This is a genomic window from Acidovorax sp. ST3, assembly GCF_003231145.1.
GTDB lineage: Bacteria > Pseudomonadota > Gammaproteobacteria > Burkholderiales > Burkholderiaceae_C > Acidovorax.
The window spans coordinates 349,335-366,558 of the sequence record NZ_QKVP01000002.1 but is presented as its reverse complement, the minus strand read 5'-3'; the positions used below and the strand labels follow the sequence as shown (position 1 = coordinate 366,558).

Annotated in this window: 15 protein-coding genes; 10 read left to right on the top strand and 5 right to left on the bottom strand. The window is 66.9% G+C overall.

What is annotated here, in order from left to right:
* The 4 genes from DNK89_RS06605 (at position 1) to DNK89_RS06590 (ending at position 3,231) form a co-directional block, all read left to right on the top strand.
* Positions 1-477, top strand: a complete 477-nt coding sequence (locus DNK89_RS06605) for a polymorphic toxin-type HINT domain-containing protein (protein ID WP_161958924.1) — start codon at positions 1-3, stop codon at positions 475-477.
* Between the two features lie 166 nt (positions 478-643).
* The gene (yghU, locus tag DNK89_RS06600) at positions 644-1,549 is read left to right on the top strand and encodes a glutathione-dependent disulfide-bond oxidoreductase (RefSeq protein ID WP_110959437.1); all 906 of its coding nucleotides are present in this window, start codon (positions 644-646) and stop codon (positions 1,547-1,549) included.
* Between the two features lie 22 nt (positions 1,550-1,571).
* Positions 1,572-2,204: a glutathione S-transferase family protein gene (locus DNK89_RS06595; protein WP_110959436.1), complete on the top strand. Its 633-nt coding sequence runs from the start codon at positions 1,572-1,574 to the stop codon at positions 2,202-2,204.
* Between the two features lie 97 nt (positions 2,205-2,301).
* Positions 2,302-3,231 carry a LysR family transcriptional regulator gene (locus DNK89_RS06590; RefSeq protein ID WP_110959435.1) on the top strand — a complete coding sequence of 310 codons (930 nt, stop codon included), beginning with the start codon at positions 2,302-2,304 and terminating at the stop codon, positions 3,229-3,231.
* A 55-nt stretch (positions 3,232-3,286) separates the two neighbouring features.
* Here the strand turns inward: DNK89_RS06590 and DNK89_RS06585 are convergent, their stop codons facing one another.
* On the bottom strand, positions 3,287-4,501 hold the full coding sequence (locus DNK89_RS06585) for a D-amino acid dehydrogenase (protein WP_203422215.1): 1,215 nt from the start codon (positions 4,499-4,501) through the stop codon (positions 3,287-3,289).
* 359 nt (positions 4,502-4,860) lie between these two features.
* Between DNK89_RS06585 and DNK89_RS06580 the strand changes: the two genes are divergently transcribed.
* From DNK89_RS06580 to DNK89_RS06570, 3 genes are all read left to right on the top strand, one after another.
* Positions 4,861-5,751 carry an amino acid ABC transporter substrate-binding protein gene (locus DNK89_RS06580; RefSeq protein ID WP_110959433.1) on the top strand — a complete coding sequence of 297 codons (891 nt, stop codon included), beginning with the start codon at positions 4,861-4,863 and terminating at the stop codon, positions 5,749-5,751.
* Positions 5,752-5,762: 11 nt separating this feature from the next.
* Positions 5,763-6,575 (top strand): aspartate/glutamate racemase family protein, encoded by an 813-nt coding sequence (locus DNK89_RS06575; RefSeq protein WP_110959827.1) that lies wholly within the window; start codon positions 5,763-5,765, stop codon positions 6,573-6,575.
* A 115-nt stretch (positions 6,576-6,690) separates the two neighbouring features.
* Complete coding sequence (locus DNK89_RS06570) at positions 6,691-7,683, top strand: amino acid ABC transporter substrate-binding protein (protein WP_110959432.1); 993 nt, start codon at positions 6,691-6,693, stop codon at positions 7,681-7,683.
* Between the two features lie 21 nt (positions 7,684-7,704).
* Here the strand turns inward: DNK89_RS06570 and DNK89_RS06565 are convergent, their stop codons facing one another.
* Positions 7,705-8,595, bottom strand: a complete 891-nt coding sequence (locus DNK89_RS06565; RefSeq protein WP_110959431.1) for an NAD-dependent epimerase/dehydratase family protein — start codon at positions 8,593-8,595, stop codon at positions 7,705-7,707.
* Positions 8,596-8,689: 94 nt separating this feature from the next.
* Complete coding sequence (locus DNK89_RS06560) at positions 8,690-11,080, bottom strand: GGDEF domain-containing protein (protein WP_110959430.1); 2,391 nt, start codon at positions 11,078-11,080, stop codon at positions 8,690-8,692.
* A gap of 259 nt (positions 11,081-11,339) precedes the next feature.
* Between DNK89_RS06560 and DNK89_RS06555 the strand changes: the two genes are divergently transcribed.
* The 3 genes from DNK89_RS06555 to arsA all read left to right on the top strand — a co-directional run bounded on the left by DNK89_RS06555 (position 11,340) and on the right by arsA (position 15,110).
* Positions 11,340-12,236 carry a dienelactone hydrolase family protein gene (locus tag DNK89_RS06555; protein ID WP_015013138.1) on the top strand — a complete coding sequence of 299 codons (897 nt, stop codon included), beginning with the start codon at positions 11,340-11,342 and terminating at the stop codon, positions 12,234-12,236.
* 132 nt (positions 12,237-12,368) lie between these two features.
* Positions 12,369-13,211 (top strand): ZIP family metal transporter, encoded by an 843-nt coding sequence (locus DNK89_RS06550; RefSeq protein WP_110959429.1) that lies wholly within the window; start codon positions 12,369-12,371, stop codon positions 13,209-13,211.
* Positions 13,212-13,277: 66 nt separating this feature from the next.
* The gene (gene arsA / locus DNK89_RS06545; protein WP_110959428.1) at positions 13,278-15,110 is read left to right on the top strand and encodes an arsenical pump-driving ATPase; all 1,833 of its coding nucleotides are present in this window, start codon (positions 13,278-13,280) and stop codon (positions 15,108-15,110) included.
* A gap of 100 nt (positions 15,111-15,210) precedes the next feature.
* On the opposite strand, the gene DNK89_RS06540 is transcribed toward arsA, so the two are convergent.
* Positions 15,211-15,960, bottom strand: a complete 750-nt coding sequence (locus DNK89_RS06540; RefSeq protein ID WP_015013141.1) for a LytTR family DNA-binding domain-containing protein — start codon at positions 15,958-15,960, stop codon at positions 15,211-15,213.
* On the bottom strand, positions 15,941-17,197 hold the full coding sequence (locus DNK89_RS06535) for a sensor histidine kinase (RefSeq protein ID WP_110959427.1): 1,257 nt from the start codon (positions 17,195-17,197) through the stop codon (positions 15,941-15,943). Before DNK89_RS06535 ends, DNK89_RS06540 begins: the two co-directional genes overlap by 20 nt.
* Between the last annotated feature and the right edge of the window lie 27 nt (positions 17,198-17,224).

Sequence of the window (17,224 nt, the reverse complement as noted above, 5' to 3'; positions counted from 1 at the left end):
ATGAGCGACCCTGATTTTGGATTTGCCGCTGGAACCTTGGTCCGTACGAAGGAAGGCTCCAAACCGATCGAAGATGTGAAAGTGGGTGAGTGGGTTCTGACATTTCCCGATATGCAGACACCCCCAAGCCACAAAAGGGAGGAAAGCGAGTACATCTTCGCAAAGGTAGCGGAAGTCTGGCGTATTCCGGAAAGTTCTCTATCGAGGTTGCTGATTGATCACTTGGCCAATAACCAGCGTGATGAAATTTTTGCGACGCCCAACCAACCCATCTATTTGGCGAACCATGGTTGGGCAAAGTTACAAAGCCTGAGGGCTACAAGCACGTTGGAGAACTATTACTTCGGGAATTTGCTGGTGGCCAGGAACTACGCCGACGCGAAGCCTGGGGTTGCCTATAACCTGTCGCTGGACAAGCATCACACGTTTTACGTCGGTGTTCATGGCGTTTGGGCGCACTCGTGCAGCATCGACTGACCCGCTTTCCCTTGTTGATTGAGAGGTTTCCCCTCTCAAGCCAGACTTAGGCAGCGTAGTCGGCGGACTGCCCGCCATTGCAGGAGCCCCGGCGCGACTTCTTTTGCTCTCGCCGTCCGGCAACCGCAAGTCAATCGCCCCTTCTAACTTCATTTGGGAGTCCTTGATGTCTGAACCTACCTCCTACACCCCCCCCGCCATCTGGCAATGGAACAAAGCAAACGGCGGTCAGTTCGCCAGCATCAACCGGCCCATTGCCGGTGCTACGCATGACAAGGAACTGCCCGTAGGTCGCCACCCGCTGCAGCTCTATTCGTTGGGTACGCCCAATGGCGTAAAAGTCACTGTCATGCTGGAAGAGCTGCTGGCGCTGGGCCACAGCGGGGCGGAGTACGACGCGTGGCTGATTCGTATCAACGAGGGGGAGCAGTTTGGCAGTGGGTTCGTGTCTGTGAACCCCAACTCCAAAATCCCCGCGCTGCTGGACCGCACCGACCCCGCCAACCCGGTGCGCGTGTTCGAGTCCGGCGCCATCCTGATGTACCTGGCCGAGAAGTTCGGTAGCGCCTTCTTGCCCAAGGAGGGCGCGGCGCGGGCGGAGTGCCTGTCGTGGTTGTTCTGGCAGATGGGCAGTGCGCCGTTTGTGGGCGGCGGGTTTGGGCATTTTTATGCCTACGCGCCGGTCAAGATCGAGTACGCGATTGACCGCTATGCCATGGAGGCCAAGCGCCAGTTGGATGTGCTGAACCAGCGCCTGGCCGTGACCGAGTACGTGGCGGGCGATGAGTACACGGTGGCAGACATTGCGATCTGGCCCTGGTATGGCTTGCTGGTGAAAGGGCAGGCCTACAACGCCGGCGAGTTTTTGCAGGTGCATGAATACACGCATGTAGTGCGCTGGGCCGAACAGGTGGCCAAGCGCCCTGCAGTGCAGCGGGGGCGCAAGGTGAACCGCGTGCAGGGCGACCCGGCCAGCCAGTTGCGCGAGCGGCATGACGCGAGCGACTTTGACACGAAGACGCAGGACAAGATCGAGGCTGCGGCAGCAGCAGATTCTTCACCCGCACGCTGATTGTTTTTTTCAAGGCGTCTCCATGATCACCCTATACGACTGCTCCACCGCCCCCAGCCCGCGCCGTGTGCGCATCCTGCTGGCAGAAAAGGGCGTGGCCCACGACACCGTGCAGGTGGATTTGCGCAATGGCGAGCAACTGGGCGATGCCTACCGCCAGATCAACCCACAGTGCACGGTGCCTGCGCTGCGCGCGGAAGACGGTTTGCTGTTGACCGACAACGCGGCGATCACGGCGTATGTGGAGGCGCGCTACCCGCAGCCCGCACTGCTGGGCGAGACGCCTGCAGAAAAGGCCGAGATTGCGAGCTGGAACTGGCGCATGGAGTTCGAGGGCCTGCAGGCCATTGCCGAGGCGCTGCGCAACAGCGCGCCCGCCATGGCCAACCGGGCATTGCCCGGCGCGGTGGATTACCCGCAAATCCCGGCCCTGGCTGAGCGTGGACTGATGCGTGTGGGGCAGTTCTTTCAGCTGCTCAACGAGCGCCTCGCGGACCGCGAATTCATTGCCACCGACCGCTTCAGCGTGGCCGACATCACGGCGGTGGTGGCGGTGGACTTTGCGCGGGTGGTCAAGCACAAGCCGGGCGAGCAGCACCCGCACTTGCTGCGCTGGCGTGCGGCCATGGCGCTGCGGCCGTCGATGTCGCTTTAGCTGCAAGCGCGTGCGAGGCGCGCGGTTTGAGTGCGCGATTTCGCAATGGGTACATGCAAGGATTGCGCTTGCGGCCCATTCCTTGCATCGTCAGCATATGCGCCTTCGCCACATAGAAGTCTTCAACGCCGTCATGCTCACCGGCAGCGTGAGCGCGGCGGCCCGCCTCATCAACGTCACGCAGCCTGCGGTCAGCCGCATCCTGGCGCATGCCGAATTGCAGCTGGGCTTTCCGCTGTTTCACCGGCTCAAGGGCAAGCTGGTGCCCACCACCGAGGCGCAGACGTTGTACCCGCACATCGAGCGCCTGTTCACCCAGTTGGATGATGTGCAGCGCCTGGCCAACAGCCTCAAAAGCGATCGGCGCGAAGGGGAGCTACACATCCTGAGCGTGCTGGCGTTGAGCTACGAGGTGCTGCCGCGCGCATTGCGGTTCTTCAGGCAAAAGCACCCGGATGTGCAGGTCACCATCGATGCGCTGCACTCGCCCCAGATCGTCTCGGCCCTGGTGCTGCAGGAGGCAGATGTGGGTTTTGTGTTCAGTGCCATCGCCCACCCCGCGCTCACGCAGGAGCATCTGGCCGATGGGCGCATGGTGTGTGTGGCGCCCAAGGGCATGCTGGGTGCTGAGCTGGTGATGGCCGGGGTGGTGCATCTGGCCGACCTGGCAGACACGCCCGTGGTGCGGCTGGATGTGCGCGACCCCATCGGTACGGTGGTCAACCACGCGTGCCGCGAGGCGGGTGTGGGCCTGCAGACAGCGTTCACGGTGCAGACCTACCATGCGGCGCTGGCACTGGCACACCATGGTCACGCGGTGGCGCTGGTGGATGCCTGCACGGCGGCATCGGCCGACCGCAGCAAGGTGGATGTGCTGGCGCTCGCGCCGCGCATTGCCGTACCCATCAAGTCGCTGCGCACCGTGAACCGGCCCAGCTCACTGCTGGCCAGTGCCATGACGCAATGCATGCGCCAGGCGGTGGCTGAGACGCTGGAAGCGGTGGGTCTGCAGCCCGAGGTGGAATGAACGGGCCGCCTGCCTAGGCGGGTGGTGCCTTGTGCGGCTGCAGAACGTGGGAGAGTCAGGTGGGTACCAGCAGCTCGGCCACCTGTGCGGCCGTGCCAAACGCCAGTGTGAACCCCAAAGACCCATGGCCCGTGTTCAGCAAAAGGTTGTCGGGCCCGTCCGCCCTCCGGCCCACCACCGGCAGCCCGGTGGGCGTGGCCGGGCGCATGCCGGTCCAGGCATGCAGCTCCCCGCCTTGATTGCAGTGAGGGAAGACGGCGCGTGTGGCGTCGCGCAGGCTCTGGATGCGCGCGGCAGGTATGCGGGCATCGTGCCCAACCAGTTCTGCCATGCCCGCCACCCGCAGGCGCTGGCCGATGCGCGCAAACACCACCTTGCGTGCAGCGTCGGTCACATTGACGCGAGGCGCTGCCGATGGTGCGGGGCTGGTATCGAGTGTGATGCTGTAGCCCTTGAGGGGGTACACGGGCAGGCGAAAGCCTAGCGTCTGCGCCACCTCCTGGCTGCGGCTGCCCAGGGCCAGCACAAACTGCTGCGCCTCGATGGCGCCTGCACTGGTCTGCACCGCAGCAATGCGGGTGCCCTGGCGTACAAAGCCCTGGACCGTGGCACCCAGTACAAAGCGCGCCCCTCGTGCGGCCAGCACGGCCTGCAAGCCTTGGCAGACCTGGAGGCAGTCGGCCGCGCATTCGCTGGGGGTGTAGATGGCTCCGGCAATGCGCGGCTGGTAGTGCTGCAGTGCGGGCTCGATCTCCACGCAGCGCTGGGCTGACACCGCCTGTTGTTCGCAGCCCCACTGGCGCTGCAGGTCCATCTGGCGTTGCGCAGCGGCCAGGCCGGTGGGGGTGTCGTACAGCACCAGCTTGCCGGTGCGGGAGAAGTCGCAGTCCAGAGCTTCTGCCCGCAGCATGGCCTCGAAGTGGTGGCGGCTCAGGGCGGCCAGCGCCAGCAGCTGCGCGGTGCTGCGTTCAGAGGTGGGTCGGTTGCAGGCGCGCAGAAACTCCAGCCCCCAGCGCCATTGGTGGGTGTCCCACTGCAGGCGCAGCTTGAGCGGTGAGCTGGGCGAAAGTAGCAGCCGGGGCAGCTGCCGCCAGATGCTGGCGTCTGCCAGGGGCTGCACATAGCTATAGCTCAGCTGCGCGCCATTGCCACCGCTGGCGCCCGTGCCGGGCTGCGCCTGGTCGATGACGGTGACCTGCAGGCCGCGCTGTTGAAGTTCATACGCCGTGGCCAGGCCGACGATGCCTGCGCCCAATACACATACCTGCATCGGAGAGAGTGAAACGGTTGGAGGAGATGCCAACGAATGTAGGGGGCGATGCACCTGCTGAACAATGCCAAAGCAGTGCCTTGCCATGCCGGGAAGTTATGCGCATGTCCGCGCCGGGCGCATTCAGTCAGGCACGTGGAGGAGGCGCTTGGGCTGCCGACGCCATGGTTCAAAAATGAGGGCGCGGCGGTCCACGATGGTGCATGGATGTGCACCGAAACAGAGCCATAACTTTTCATCATGGTGGGCCCGTGCAAATGAATTGTTCAAGACTGCCGCAAATTTTTACAGTGCCCCTGCGTCCTGTTTTCTCGTCTGTCCGACTGTCTGTTCACCTGATTTTTTGCAAAGGGATTCCCATGAAGCTCTCCGCTGTCACCGCTGCTGTCCTCGTGGTCGCCGGTGTGCTGGCCAGTACCGTGGCCAGTGCCGACACCCTCAAGAAGATTGCCGACACCGGCAAGATCACACTGGCCTACCGCGAGTCGTCCGTGCCCTTCAGCTACCTGGCGGGCCCGGGCAACCCGGTGGGCATGTCGGTGGACATCTCCAACGCTGTCGTCGATGCGGTGAAGAAGCGCCTGAACAACCCCGCCATCAAGGTGGAGCTGCAGGCCGTGACTTCGCAAAACCGCATTCCGCTGCTGACCAACGGCACCGTGGACCTGGAGTGCGGATCGACCACCAACAACACAGCCCGCGGCAAGGATGTGCAATTTGCCATCAACTATTTCTACACCGGCACCCGGCTGCTGACCAAGAAGGCTTCGGGCGTCAAGAACTACGCCGACCTCGCCAAGAAAAAAGTGGCCAGCACCTCGGGCACCACCAACGCGCAGGTGATCCGCAAGTACAACCGCGACAACAACCTGGACATGGACATCGTGCTGGGCAAGGACCACGAGGACTCGCTGCTGCTGGTGGACACCGGCCGTGCAGAGGCCTTTGCCATGGACGACATCCTGCTGTTTGGATTGATGGGCAACACGCGCAACCCGGCCGACTGGGTGGTGGTGGGCGACTCGCTGCAGGTGGAGCCCTATGCGTGCATGCTGCGCAAGGACGACCCGCAGTTCCAGGCGCTGGTCAACGGCGTGATCGGCGGGATGATGAAGTCGGGCGAGTTCGACAAGCTCTACACCAAGTGGTTCATGTCGCCCGTGCCCCCGCGCGGCCAGAACCTCAACCTGCCCATGAGCAAGGAACTGCGCGACAACCTGGTGGCCCAGAGCGACAAGCCTGCGCTGTGATGAGCGTGAGCATGTTGCTGTCCACCCCACACCTCCAGACCCCGCAGGTGGTGGGCATTCTGGGCGGCATGGGGCCTGCTGCAGGTGCTGACTTTGTGCGCCTGTTCGTGCAGGCCTGCACCGACCGCATGGCGGCGCTGGGCATCCCCGTGCACGATCAGGCTTACCCTGAGCATTGGCTGGCACAGGTGCCCATCCCCGACCGCACTGCCGCCCTGCACGACACGCGGCCCGGTGCCCACCAGCCTGCGGACCCGATGCTGCAGGCCACGGGCCGTTTGGCGGCGCTGGGCGCGCGCGTGGTGGCCATTGCCTGCAACACGGCCCATGCCTGGCATGGCCTGCTGCAGCAGCGCTTTCCGCAGTTGGTGGTGCTGCATGGGGTGCAGGAAGTGGCGGCCGACCTGGCGCTGCGCAAGGTGCACGGCGTGGGCCTGCTCGCCACGCAAGGCGCGTACGAGGCGGGCTTGTACCAGCGCGAACTGGAGCACCGCGACATCGACTGCTTTGTGCCCGAACCGCGCGAACGTGACCAGCTGATGCAGGGCATCTATGACGGCGTGAAGGCCGGCAACTACGCACTGGCCCGCCAGCGGTTTGAGGCGGTGTCGCTGGTGTTGCAACAGCGCTATGGGATCTCCACGCTCATCATGGGTTGCACCGAGATTCCGCTGGCACTGTCGGAGCATTCCCGGCTCGAGGGGCTGACGCTGGTCAACCCGTCTCTGGTGCTGGCGGCCGCCTTGGCGCGGCATGCGTACGGGTCCATGGGCGCGGGAGTCTCCCCCACCGCTGCGTCCTCCACCCCACGGGCGTTGGTGTAGCGGCTTCGCGCCGTTGCGCTGCAGACCGGTAGCGCCGCCGCGCCTGCCGGGCCTGATGCAAAGGGCAAAGGCCACTTCGACGGCGGCAGTTATCCAGATTGATGAGAGGTAAGCCATGGGCTTTGGAGCAACCCTACCGAGACGGGGACTGGTGTGTGCCCTGATCGCCTGTGCCATGGGGCCCATGGCGGGCGCCATGGCGCAGAGCAGTGGTGCGGCAGCTAGCCCATCGTTACTGCCCAAGGCAGGCGCGTCTGCCACCGTCGCTGTGCTCTCTGCCCTGCCGCCGGGCCGTACGCTGCAGCGGATCCAGGCCTCCGGGGTGGTGGTCATCGGCCACCGCGAGTCCTCTTTGCCCATGTCTTACGTGGCCAACGGGGTGCCCATGGGCTACAGCGTGGATGTGTGCCTGCAGATTGCGCAGGCCATCGGGCGCCATCTGCAGCGGCGGGATTTGCGGGTGGACTACCGGCAGGTCACGTCGGGCAACCGCTTTGAGGCCATCGAGCGCGGCGAGGTGGCCCTGGAATGCGGCTCCACCACCAACACGGCCGCGCGCAGGCAGCGGGTGGCTTTCACCATTGCGCACTTCATTGCGTCATCACGCATCGTGGTGCAGAGCCAGCGCCCCTTCGAGCGTATCGAAGACCTCGACGTCAAGACCGTGGCTTCGACGGTGGGCACCACCAACATCGATTCGCTGGCGCGCGAGGCTGCCAACAAATCAGTGCGCCTGCGGATCGAGCCCGCCCGTGACCATGCCGAGGGCTTTGGCTGGGTGGTGGATGGCAGGGTGGACGGCTTTGCGATGGACGATGTGCTGCTCTATGGCCTGCGTGCCAGCCATGCCCGCCCGCAGGATCTGAAGGTGATTGGCAAGCCCATGACCATCGAGCCCTATGCGGTGGCGTTCGAGCGCAACGACCCTGCGCTCAAGGCCGTGGTCGATGCGGAGCTGCGGCGGCTCATCCAGACGCGGGAGCTGCACCGCCTGTACGACAAGTGGTTCACCCAGCCCATTCCGCCCCACGGCATCAATCTGGGCATGCGCATGTCGCACCTGCTGGTGGATTCGCTGCGGTATCCGTCGGACTTCGTGCCCCAGTGACGAGGGCACAGACGGTGCGCGTCAGCGCCAGGCGGTCGCCACCAGCTGGCTGTAATGCACTGCCTTGCGGCCCAGCAGCTGCTCGAACACCGCAGGGTTGCCCACGTTGTCGCTGCCCAGCATGGTGAGGGTTTCGGTGCACCAGGGCACGCTGGGCACTGCGTCGCCGAGGCGAGCGCTCAGCTGGGTGAGCGGGTCGGGCAGGCGCAGCACATGGGCTTTGCCATGGCCCAGTTGCTGGCGCAGGCTGGCAATGAAGTCGCCCATGGTCAGGGCCTCCGGCCCAGCGCACTCGACAATGCCCTGCGTGGAGATGGCGGGCCCCAGCAGTGCAACGATGGCGGCGGCCAGATCGTGCACCGACACGGGCTGCACCCGCGCTGTGAGCATGGGGCCGGGGAACAGCGCCACTGGCAGGCGCGCCAGGTTCATGAACAGCGCACTGCTATCGCCGCCTTTGCCAAACACCACACTGGGGCGCAGGATGGCGGGGTGCAATGCACCTTGTTTGGCCAGCGCCAGTAGGTGCGTGTCTGCCGCGCGCTTGGTGGTGGCATAGCGGGTGGCACTGCCCTCAATGCCCAGGGCCGAGACATGCACCACGCGCCGCACACCCGCCTGGGCGCAGGCATCAAACAGCGCGACGGGCGTGTGCTGGTGCACGGCGTCGATGGGGCGCGCACGGCTGTCGCGCAGCACCCCCACGGCGTTGACCACGGCATCGATGCCCGCCAGGCGCGGCAGCCAGGCCTGGGCCGAGGTGTCGCGCGCAAAGTCCATGGGCACCTGCAAGGCGCCGGGTGACCGGTGCCGGGGTGATACGCCGCCGTGCACCTGGTGTCCTGCGCGGGTGAGTGCGGCAGCCACGGTGCGGCCCACAAAACCGGTGGAGCCGGTGAGCAAAATGTTCATCAGCGTTGTCCTGCAAAGAAGGTGAAGCGTGCAAAAAAACGAAGGCCCGGCGCGGACCTGCTCAGGCCGTCGCTACCCCCCGCAGGCAACACGGTCACTGCGGAGGCGTGAAGACCTCGAAGCGGTTGCGCCCCCCGTACTTGGCGCGGTACAGGGCTGCGTCGGCCGCGTGCACGAGTGTGTCAGAACTGGTGCCGGGGCGTGGCACCAGGCTAGCAATGCCCATGCTCGCCGTGATGTAGGGCGCCGTGGGAGAGCGGGGGTGGGCCAGGGCCGCCTCGCGCAGGCTGGCCATGCAGCGCTCAGCCACCGTCACTGCCTCGGGCAGGGGCACATCGGGCAGCAGCAGCACAAACTCCTCGCCGCCGTAGCGCGCGGCCACCTCGTCGGCCCGGCGGATGGTGCCCTGCAGCAGCTGCGCCACGCGGCGCAGGCATTCGTCACCGGCCAGATGGCCGTAGTGGTCGTTGTAGAGCTTGAAGTGGTCGATGTCGATCAGGATCACGGCCAGCGGCAGCTGGTGCCGCCCGCAGCGCATCCATTCGGTGGCCAGCCGCTCGTCAAAGCGCCGGCGGTTGCCAATGCCCGTCACGCCGTCGGTGGTGGACAGCAGGGCCAGCTTGGCGTTGGCGGCGGCCAGTTCCTGTTCCTTGCGCACCAGCTGGGTGACGTCGGTGCGCACACCGGCGATGCCGCCCTGGGGGGTGCGCCGCTCGTCGGCCTGCAGCCAGCGGCCCTCGGGCAGGCGCTGCAGCACGGCATGGTTGGCCGCACGGTGGTCGGCCATGCGCTGGGCGAGCCAGGCTTCTTCGTTGCCAACGGCATCAGGGTACTGGCCGCGCTCCGCGCCGTAGCGCGCGATCTGCTCAAACGTGCTGCCGGGCACGATCATGGGGGCCGATATGGGGTACAGGCGCCGGTACTGGGCGTTGCACACCACCAGCTTGTCTTCTGCATCGAACAGGGCAAACCCCTCGGGCAGCGACTCCACGGCGTCCTGCAGCAGCTGACGCGCCTGCTGAGCTGCCTGTTGGGCGGCCTCCAGGGCCTGGCGTTGCTCGATGAGGTTGGTGATGTCCAGCCGCACGGCCACCACGTAGTTCTCGGGGGTGCGGGTTTCGTAGATGTTGATCCAGCGGCCGTCGCTCAGGCGCTGCACCAGGGTGGACGTGCTGCTGCCATGCTCCGACAGGCGCTCTGCGATCCAGGCCTCTTCGCGTCCCTTGGCCGAAGGGATCAGGCCCCGCGAGACCGAATAGCGCAGGATGTCCACAAACCCCTTGCCCAGGTGCTCGGCATAGTCGATGTAGGGGTACATGCGGGACAGCTGTTGGTTGTAGAGCACCAGCCGGTCCTGCTCGTCGAAGATCTCGATGCCCACGGGCAGTGCCTCCACCGCGCGCTCCAGCAGCTGGCGCATGCGTTGGCTTTCCTGGCGGGCGGTCTCGACCTTCTGGCGCTGTTCGATCAGGTCGCTGATGTCCAGGCGCACGCACACCGTCATGCCGGACGGGGTGCGGCATTCGTGCATGTGCATCCACGTGCCGTTGGGGTAGTGGCGCACCTCGGGGCCGGGCCGATGGCCCCGGATGGCCAGCTCGTGGGCCAGCCACAGTTCTTCCTGGCCCTTGGCTTCCTCGGGGATGCCGTAGCGCAGACCTTCGCGCAGCAGTTCTTCGTAGGTCTTGCCCAGGGACTCCGCCACGGGCAGGTGCGGACGCAGGCGGGCCATCTGGTCATTGCAAAGCACCAGCCGGTCTTGTTCGTCGTAGATGTCCAGCCCGGCGGGCATGGCATTGACGGCTTCGCGCAGACTGCGCTCGGCACGTTCGGCGTCGTGCAGGGCCTGCTTGAGTGCGCGCTCTTTGTGCACCGCGTCCGTGATGTCGGCGCGCAGCACCACCATGCCGCCCCCCTCTTGCAGGCGCTCGGTGATGAGCATCCAGCGGTCGCCCTCGACCTCCTGCACCTCGGGCTGGCCGGGGGCGCGGTGGCGGGCCATGCGGTCGGCCAGCCAGGCGTTGGTGTCCTGCCGTGCGGCCACGATATGGCCGGACTCGGCCGCCCGGCGCAGCACATCTTCAAAGCGGGTGCCGTACTCCACGGCCATGGTGGTGCCGGGGCAGACTTCCCGGTACCGGGGATTGCACAGCACCAGGCGGTCGTCGGCGTCGTAGATGGCCAGGCCGTCGGGCAGGATGTCGAGCGTGGCGCAGAGCTGGTTGGTGGCCCGCTGCGCGGCGTCCTGGGCGGCCCTGGCGGTGGCATGCATCGCCACCAGCCGCAGGCTGAGCCACCAGCACAGCACGGCGCTGGCCACCAGCCCCAGCCCGGCGCCCACGCTGGCCAGGCGCATGGCGGGGTCCATGCTCTGGCGGGCCAGGGCCCAGGTCAGCAGCCCCAGGCCCCCGGCGCCACAAATCCCGGCCACCAGCCGGACCAGCAGCTGTCCGCGCAGGGGGAGGGGGGTGGGGTGAGGGGGCATGCGCTGGGGCCGTTGCGATGGTCTGCGGAAAGTGGTCGGGCGGGTCGGAGGGAGAAAAAATCAACAATAAAGGGGCGGGCGAGCAGACGTCCTGGTGGAGGCAGTCCGTGGACGCAGGCCCCTGACGACGGTGCTCGCAGAAAGTCTAGCAGCGCTCCCCGTTTTCCGGTATCCGAAAATGCGGAGGCGGTGCAAACCCCATAGACTCCGGGGCTGGCACTTTTCACCCCTTGCCCATCCCTTCTTTTGGAGAAAACCGATGTTCAATGACGACCTCCATGCCGACGCCCAGGCGCTGTTGCCCGGCCGCACCACCGAAGCGGGCGCCACGCGCCGCACTGCGCTGCAGGCGGCGCTGGGCCTGGGTTATGCGGCCGCAGCGGCGCCCATCATGGCGCAGACGGCCATTGCCACGCCGGCAGACGGCCTGACGGTGGGGGAGGTGAGCTTCACGGTCAACGGTTTCAAGGTGCCCGCCTACCGCGCGGCGCCCGCAGGCAAGACCGGCCTGCCCGTGGTGCTGGTGATCCAGGAGATTTTTGGTGTGCACGAGTACATCGCCGACACTTGCCGCCGTTTTGCCAAGGCGGGTTACCTGGCCATTGCGCCCCAGCTGTACGCGCGCCAGGGCGACGCCTCTGCCTACACCGACATCGCCAAGCTGATGGCCGAAGTGGTGTCCAAGGTGCCCGATGCCCAGGTGATGGCCGACCTGGATGGCGCCGTGGCCTGGGCCACCGCCAACGGGGGCGATGGCGCCCGGGTGGGGATCACCGGCTTTTGCTGGGGCGGCCGCATCACCTGGCTGTATGCCGCCCACGGCCCCGTCAAGGCTGGCGTGGCGTGGTACGGACGGCTGGTGGGCCAGGCCAGCGAACTCACCCCCAAGCACCCTGTAGACCTGGCGCCTATTCTCAAGGCGCCGGTGCTCGGCCTGTATGGTGAAAAAGACACCGGCATCCCCCTTGACACGGTTGATAAGATGAAAGCGGCCTTGTCCAGCGGCTCGCCGCAGGCCAAGGCATCGGAATTTGTGGTGTACCCCGATGCACCGCATGCCTTCCATGCCGACTACCGCGCCAGCTACCGCAAGGAAGCGGCCGAAGACGGTTGGAAGCGTGCGCTGGCCTGGTTCAAGACGCACGGTGTGGTTTGATGCACAAACCCCCGGCCCACCAGGCCACCCGCAGCCGCCCCATACCCGGGGCGGCTTTTTTCATCTTGCATCGGGCGTGCAGAATTTGAAAAAACATAAGCTCCAAGGCTTACAAATAAAGCGCAACAAGCTATGACTTTGGTAGCAATCATTCTGGCCACACTGGCCGCTGGTATCGGCAGCGTGTGGCTGGCCGCCTTGCTCATGCGGCTGGGCCTGGGCGGGCGGGGCGACAGCGTGGGCCCGCAGCACCTGCTCAGCCTTGCGGCGGGTGCCTTGCTGGCCACGGCCTTCATGCACCTGTTGCCCGAGGCGTTCGAGAGCCAGGCGGGCGCCCATGACCTGTTTGCCACCCTGCTGGTGGGTGTGGTGTTCTTCTTCCTGCTCGACAAGGCCGAACTGTGGCACCACGGGCACGAGCACAGCCATGCAGAAACCGCAGCGCACGGCCACGCCCCGCACAACCACGGTCACGCGCATGACCACAGCCATGGCCATGCCCACCACCATCACCACGGCCCCCGTTCGGGCGGCTGGGCGGTGCTGACGGGCGACAGCGTGCATTGTTTTGGCGACGGCATCCTGATCGCGTCCGCCTTCATGGCCGACATCCGCCTGGGCGTGATCGCCGCCGTGTCCGTGCTGGCGCACGAGGTGCCGCACCACATGGGCGACCTGGTGGTGCTGCGCCAGACCAGTCCCAACCGCCGCATGGCACTGGTGAAGGTGTCGCTGGCGGGGGCCGTGACGGCGCTGGGCGGGGTGGTGGGCTACTTCCTGGTCGGGCAGTTGCAAGACTTTTTGCCGTACTTCCTGGCCGTGGCGTCGAGCAGTTTTGTGTACGTGGCGCTGGCCGACCTGATCCCCCAACTGCAAAAACGCCTGACCGCGCGCGAAACCGTGTTGCAGATTGCCTGGCTGATTGCCGGCATGGCCGTGGTCACGCTGGTGAGCGGGGCGGCACACGCGCATTGATGCGCAGGGAGGGGGCGCCTTGACTTTGCTCAAGGCTGTACCCGGCGGTTGTGCCATGCTGGACGCATGACCGCTCCACACGCCAGCACCATCTCCCTGGGCCTGCTCGCCCAGCCCACGCGTTTTCTGTTCTTCACGGGCAAGGGCGGGGTGGGCAAGACCTCGCTGTCCACCGCAACGGCCATTTCCCTGGCGGATGCCGGGCGGCAGGTGCTGCTGGTCAGCACCGACGCAGCCTCCAATCTGGATGAAATGCTGGGCGTGCCGCTGTCCAACCAGCCGGTAGCCGTGCCCGGCGTGCCGGGGCTGCACATGCTCAACATTGACCCCGACACGGCGGCCGAAGCCTACCGCCAGCGCGTGCTGGCGCAGCTGGAGGCCACGGCCACCAGCGACGAGCGCGCCACCGTGCGCGAGCAACTTTCCGGCGCCTGCACTACCGAGATCGCAGCGTTCGACGAATTTGCAGCCTTGCTGGCCAGCGAGGGCGATGCGGTGGGCCACCGGTTCGACCATGTGGTGTTTGACACCGCACCCACCGGCCACACCCTGCGTCTGCTGAGCCTGCCCAAGGCCTGGACCGGATTTTTGGCGGGCAACGACCGGGGGGCGTCGTGCCTGGGCCCGCACTCGGGCCTCAAGATGCAGGAGGCGCGCTTCAACGCGGCCCTGACCGCGCTGAGCGACCCGGCGCTGACCACCGTGGTGCTGGTCACCCGCCCCGACCCCCGCCCCATGCAGGAGGCCGCGCGCACCGCGCTGGAGCTGCGCGCCCTGGGCCTGGCCCACCAGCGCCTGGCCATCAACGGCGTGTTCCATGCCAGTCAGCCGGGACAGGACGCGGTGGCCGACGCCATCGAGGCCCTGGGCCGTCAGGCCCTGGACCAGATGCCAGACGCCCTGGCGCAACTGCCGCGCGACGAGGTGCCGCTGCGCGCCTTTGACACGGTGGGCCTGCCCGCGCTGCGGGCCTTGCTGGGCGGTGGCGACGTGCCTTCCAGTCCGCACAGCGCCACCGCAGCAGCGCCCTTGCAGGCCGAGCCGCTCGCAGCCCTGGCCGACGCGCTGGCCGCCAAGGGCCACGGCCTGATCATGGTGATGGGCAAGGGCGGCGTGGGCAAAACCACCATTGCTGCCGCACTGGCCGTGGGGCTGGTGCAGCGTGGGCACAGCGTGCACCTCACCACTACCGACCCGGCCGCCCATGTGCAAAGTCAGCTCGATGGCAGCCTGCCGGGGCTGAAGGTGGGGCGCATCGACCCCCATGCTGAAACCCAGGCCTACATCGACAAGATCATGGCCACGCGGGGCAAGGCGCTGGACGACGCGGGCCGCGCCCTGCTGCTGGAAGACCTGCAGTCACCCTGCACCGAAGAGGTGGCCGTGTTCCACGCCTTCAGCCGCGTGGTGAACGAGGCCCGCAGCGCCTTTGTGGTGCTGGACACGGCGCCCACTGGCCACAGCCTGCTGCTGATGGACGCCACCGGCGCCTACCACCGGCAGATGACGCAGCAGTACGAAGGCAGTGCGAACGCCAAACACATCATCACGCCGCTGATGCGCCTGCAGGACGCCGACATGACCCACGTGGTCATCGTCACGCTGCCCGAGGTCACCCCCGTGAGCCAGGCCGCTGCGCTGCAAGACGACCTGCGCCGCGCCCGCATCGAGCCCTGGGCCTGGGTCATCAACAAAAGCGTGGCGGCCACGGGCACCAGCGACCCGCTGCTGCAGGCCCGGCTGGCGGGCGAGCAGCAGCAGGCCGCGCGCATTGCCAGCGGCCTGGCGCAGCGTACCTACGTGCTGCCCTGGCTGGCGACCCCGCCGGTGGGGGTGGATGCGTTAGGGCGGCTGGTGGCTGCGCCTTCTGCCGTTGCAGGGAATTTGCTATCTCATTGATAGCTGCTTGGGTATATGGAACTAGAGCTAGCGGCCAAAATGGCTCAACAATATCCGTAGGGGTGTTCCAAGGCCCCCATAGGCCTGTGCAGCCCCGCGGCTAGCGCGCCAGTTCCTCGCGCACGGCCGCCACCTGCCGCCGCGACACCGCCAGCAGTTCGGTTGATCCCTGCAGCCGCACGGCCCAGCCTTCGCCCTCTTCGGGGTCGTAGTGCTTTTCCAGCGCGCGCACGGCACGGCGTGCGACGAGTGCGTTGCGGTGGATGCGCAGAAAGCGCGGCGCAAACTTGGTTTCCAGCTCGCTCAGCGAGCCGTCCATGATGTAGCTGCGGGTGGTGGTGCGCACGGTCACGTACTTCTGCTCGGCCTTGAAGTACAGCACCTCGGCCAGGGGCAGGCGTTCGGTGCGGCCCCGGTCCTGGATCAGCAAGGTTTCGCCCTCGGGCAGGCTGGGCACGGCGCTGGGCCCTGCCGGGCGACTGGTGCGTTGCACCTTCGCCAGGGCCTGCTGCAGCCGCTCGCGGCGCACGGGTTTGGTGAGGTAGTCCACGGCGTCCAGCTCGAACGCGCTCACCGCGTGGTCCGCATGGGCCGTCACAAACACCACAGCCGGCGGCTGGGGAAGGGCCTGCAGCGCATGCGCCAGCGCCAGGCCGTCCTGCCCCGGCATGTGGATGTCCAGCAGCACCAGGTCATATGCACGCCCCCCGGTGGGGCCCAGCAGCGCCATGGTCTCGGCGGCGTTGGAGGCCTCGGCCACCGTGCAGCGCTGGATGTCCGAGCAGTCGGACAGCAGGGTGCGCAAGCGGCTGCGCGCCAGGGCTTCGTCGTCAACGATCAGGATGTTCATGGGGTTTGGAGGGGGTAGGTTCGGTGGGCGCGACCACGCCACGGCGGGAGCTGCCGCGTGGGTCGCCACGCCCGCGTGGGGCCTTGCGCTGGCGGGAGGTGGGCTGGGGCGCGGGGTCGGCAGCGGGCAGGGTGATGCGTACCTGGTACAGCCCGTCCTGCACGCCGGCGGTGAACTCGCCCTGCACGTCGTGCAGCAAGGCCAGCCGCGCGCGCACATTGGCCAGCGCGATGCCGTGGCCCCGGGTGCTGGGCTCATCGTGCCTGCCGGGTTTGCCTTCCTTGGGGGGCAGGGTGTTGGTGATGCGCACCACCACGCGGTTGCCGCGCAGCTCGGTCAACACGCGCAGCTTGCCGCCCCGGGCGCTGGGCTCCACGCCGTGCTTGACGGCGTTTTCTACCAGCGGCTGCAGCAGCAGCGGGGGCAGGCGCGCGCTGTCGGTGCGCGGGTCCAGGTTCCACTGCACCTGCAGGCGGTTGCCAAAACGCACCTGCTCAATGCCCAGGTAGCGCCGCGCAAGGGTGATCTCCTCGGCCAGCGTGGTGGATTCGCCCTGCTCGATGAGGGCCACGCGGAACAGGTCCGACAGGTCTTCGAGCAGCGACTCGGCCTTGGCTGGCTCCTCACGCACCAGCGCAATGGCGCTGTTGAGGGTGTTGAACAAAAAATGCGGGCGGATGCGCGACTGCAGCTCCGTCAGGCGCGCCGTGGTGGCGGCCGGGGTGCGGCCCCGGGCACGCAGCACCAGCGCGGCCACCAGCATGGCTGCCAGCAATGCGCCGGTGGCAGCGCTAGCCAGCCAGGGCGGCGATGCCGACAGGCCCACCAGCGCCAGCATGGCGCAGGCATAGGCACCCGCCACGGCGCCCAGCAGCACCCCGGCGGCATATTGCTGCGCGGTGGACAGCCGCTGCAGCACCGTCTTGAGGCTGCACGCCGTGACCAGCCACACCAGCGTGGCCGGCAGCGCGCCGCCGGTCAGCAGCGCCAGGCTGGCCAGCCATGCGGACGGGCTGCTGGCGCCGTACATGGCGCCCACGCCCACCACCACCTCCACAAACAGCACGGCCCGCAGCACCACACCGACCTGGCAGGCATCGAACACCAGGGCCCGCCCGCGTGGCGGCTGCCCGCCCGGGCCGGCGCCTGCAGCCGCCCGCACGCTGCGCACGGGCCTGTGTGGCAGGGCGGAATCCGGCGGCGGGGGCTGGGTCGATAAAATTTGGGTGTTTTGCATTGCGGCATCCGGGCAGTCCGGGTGTCT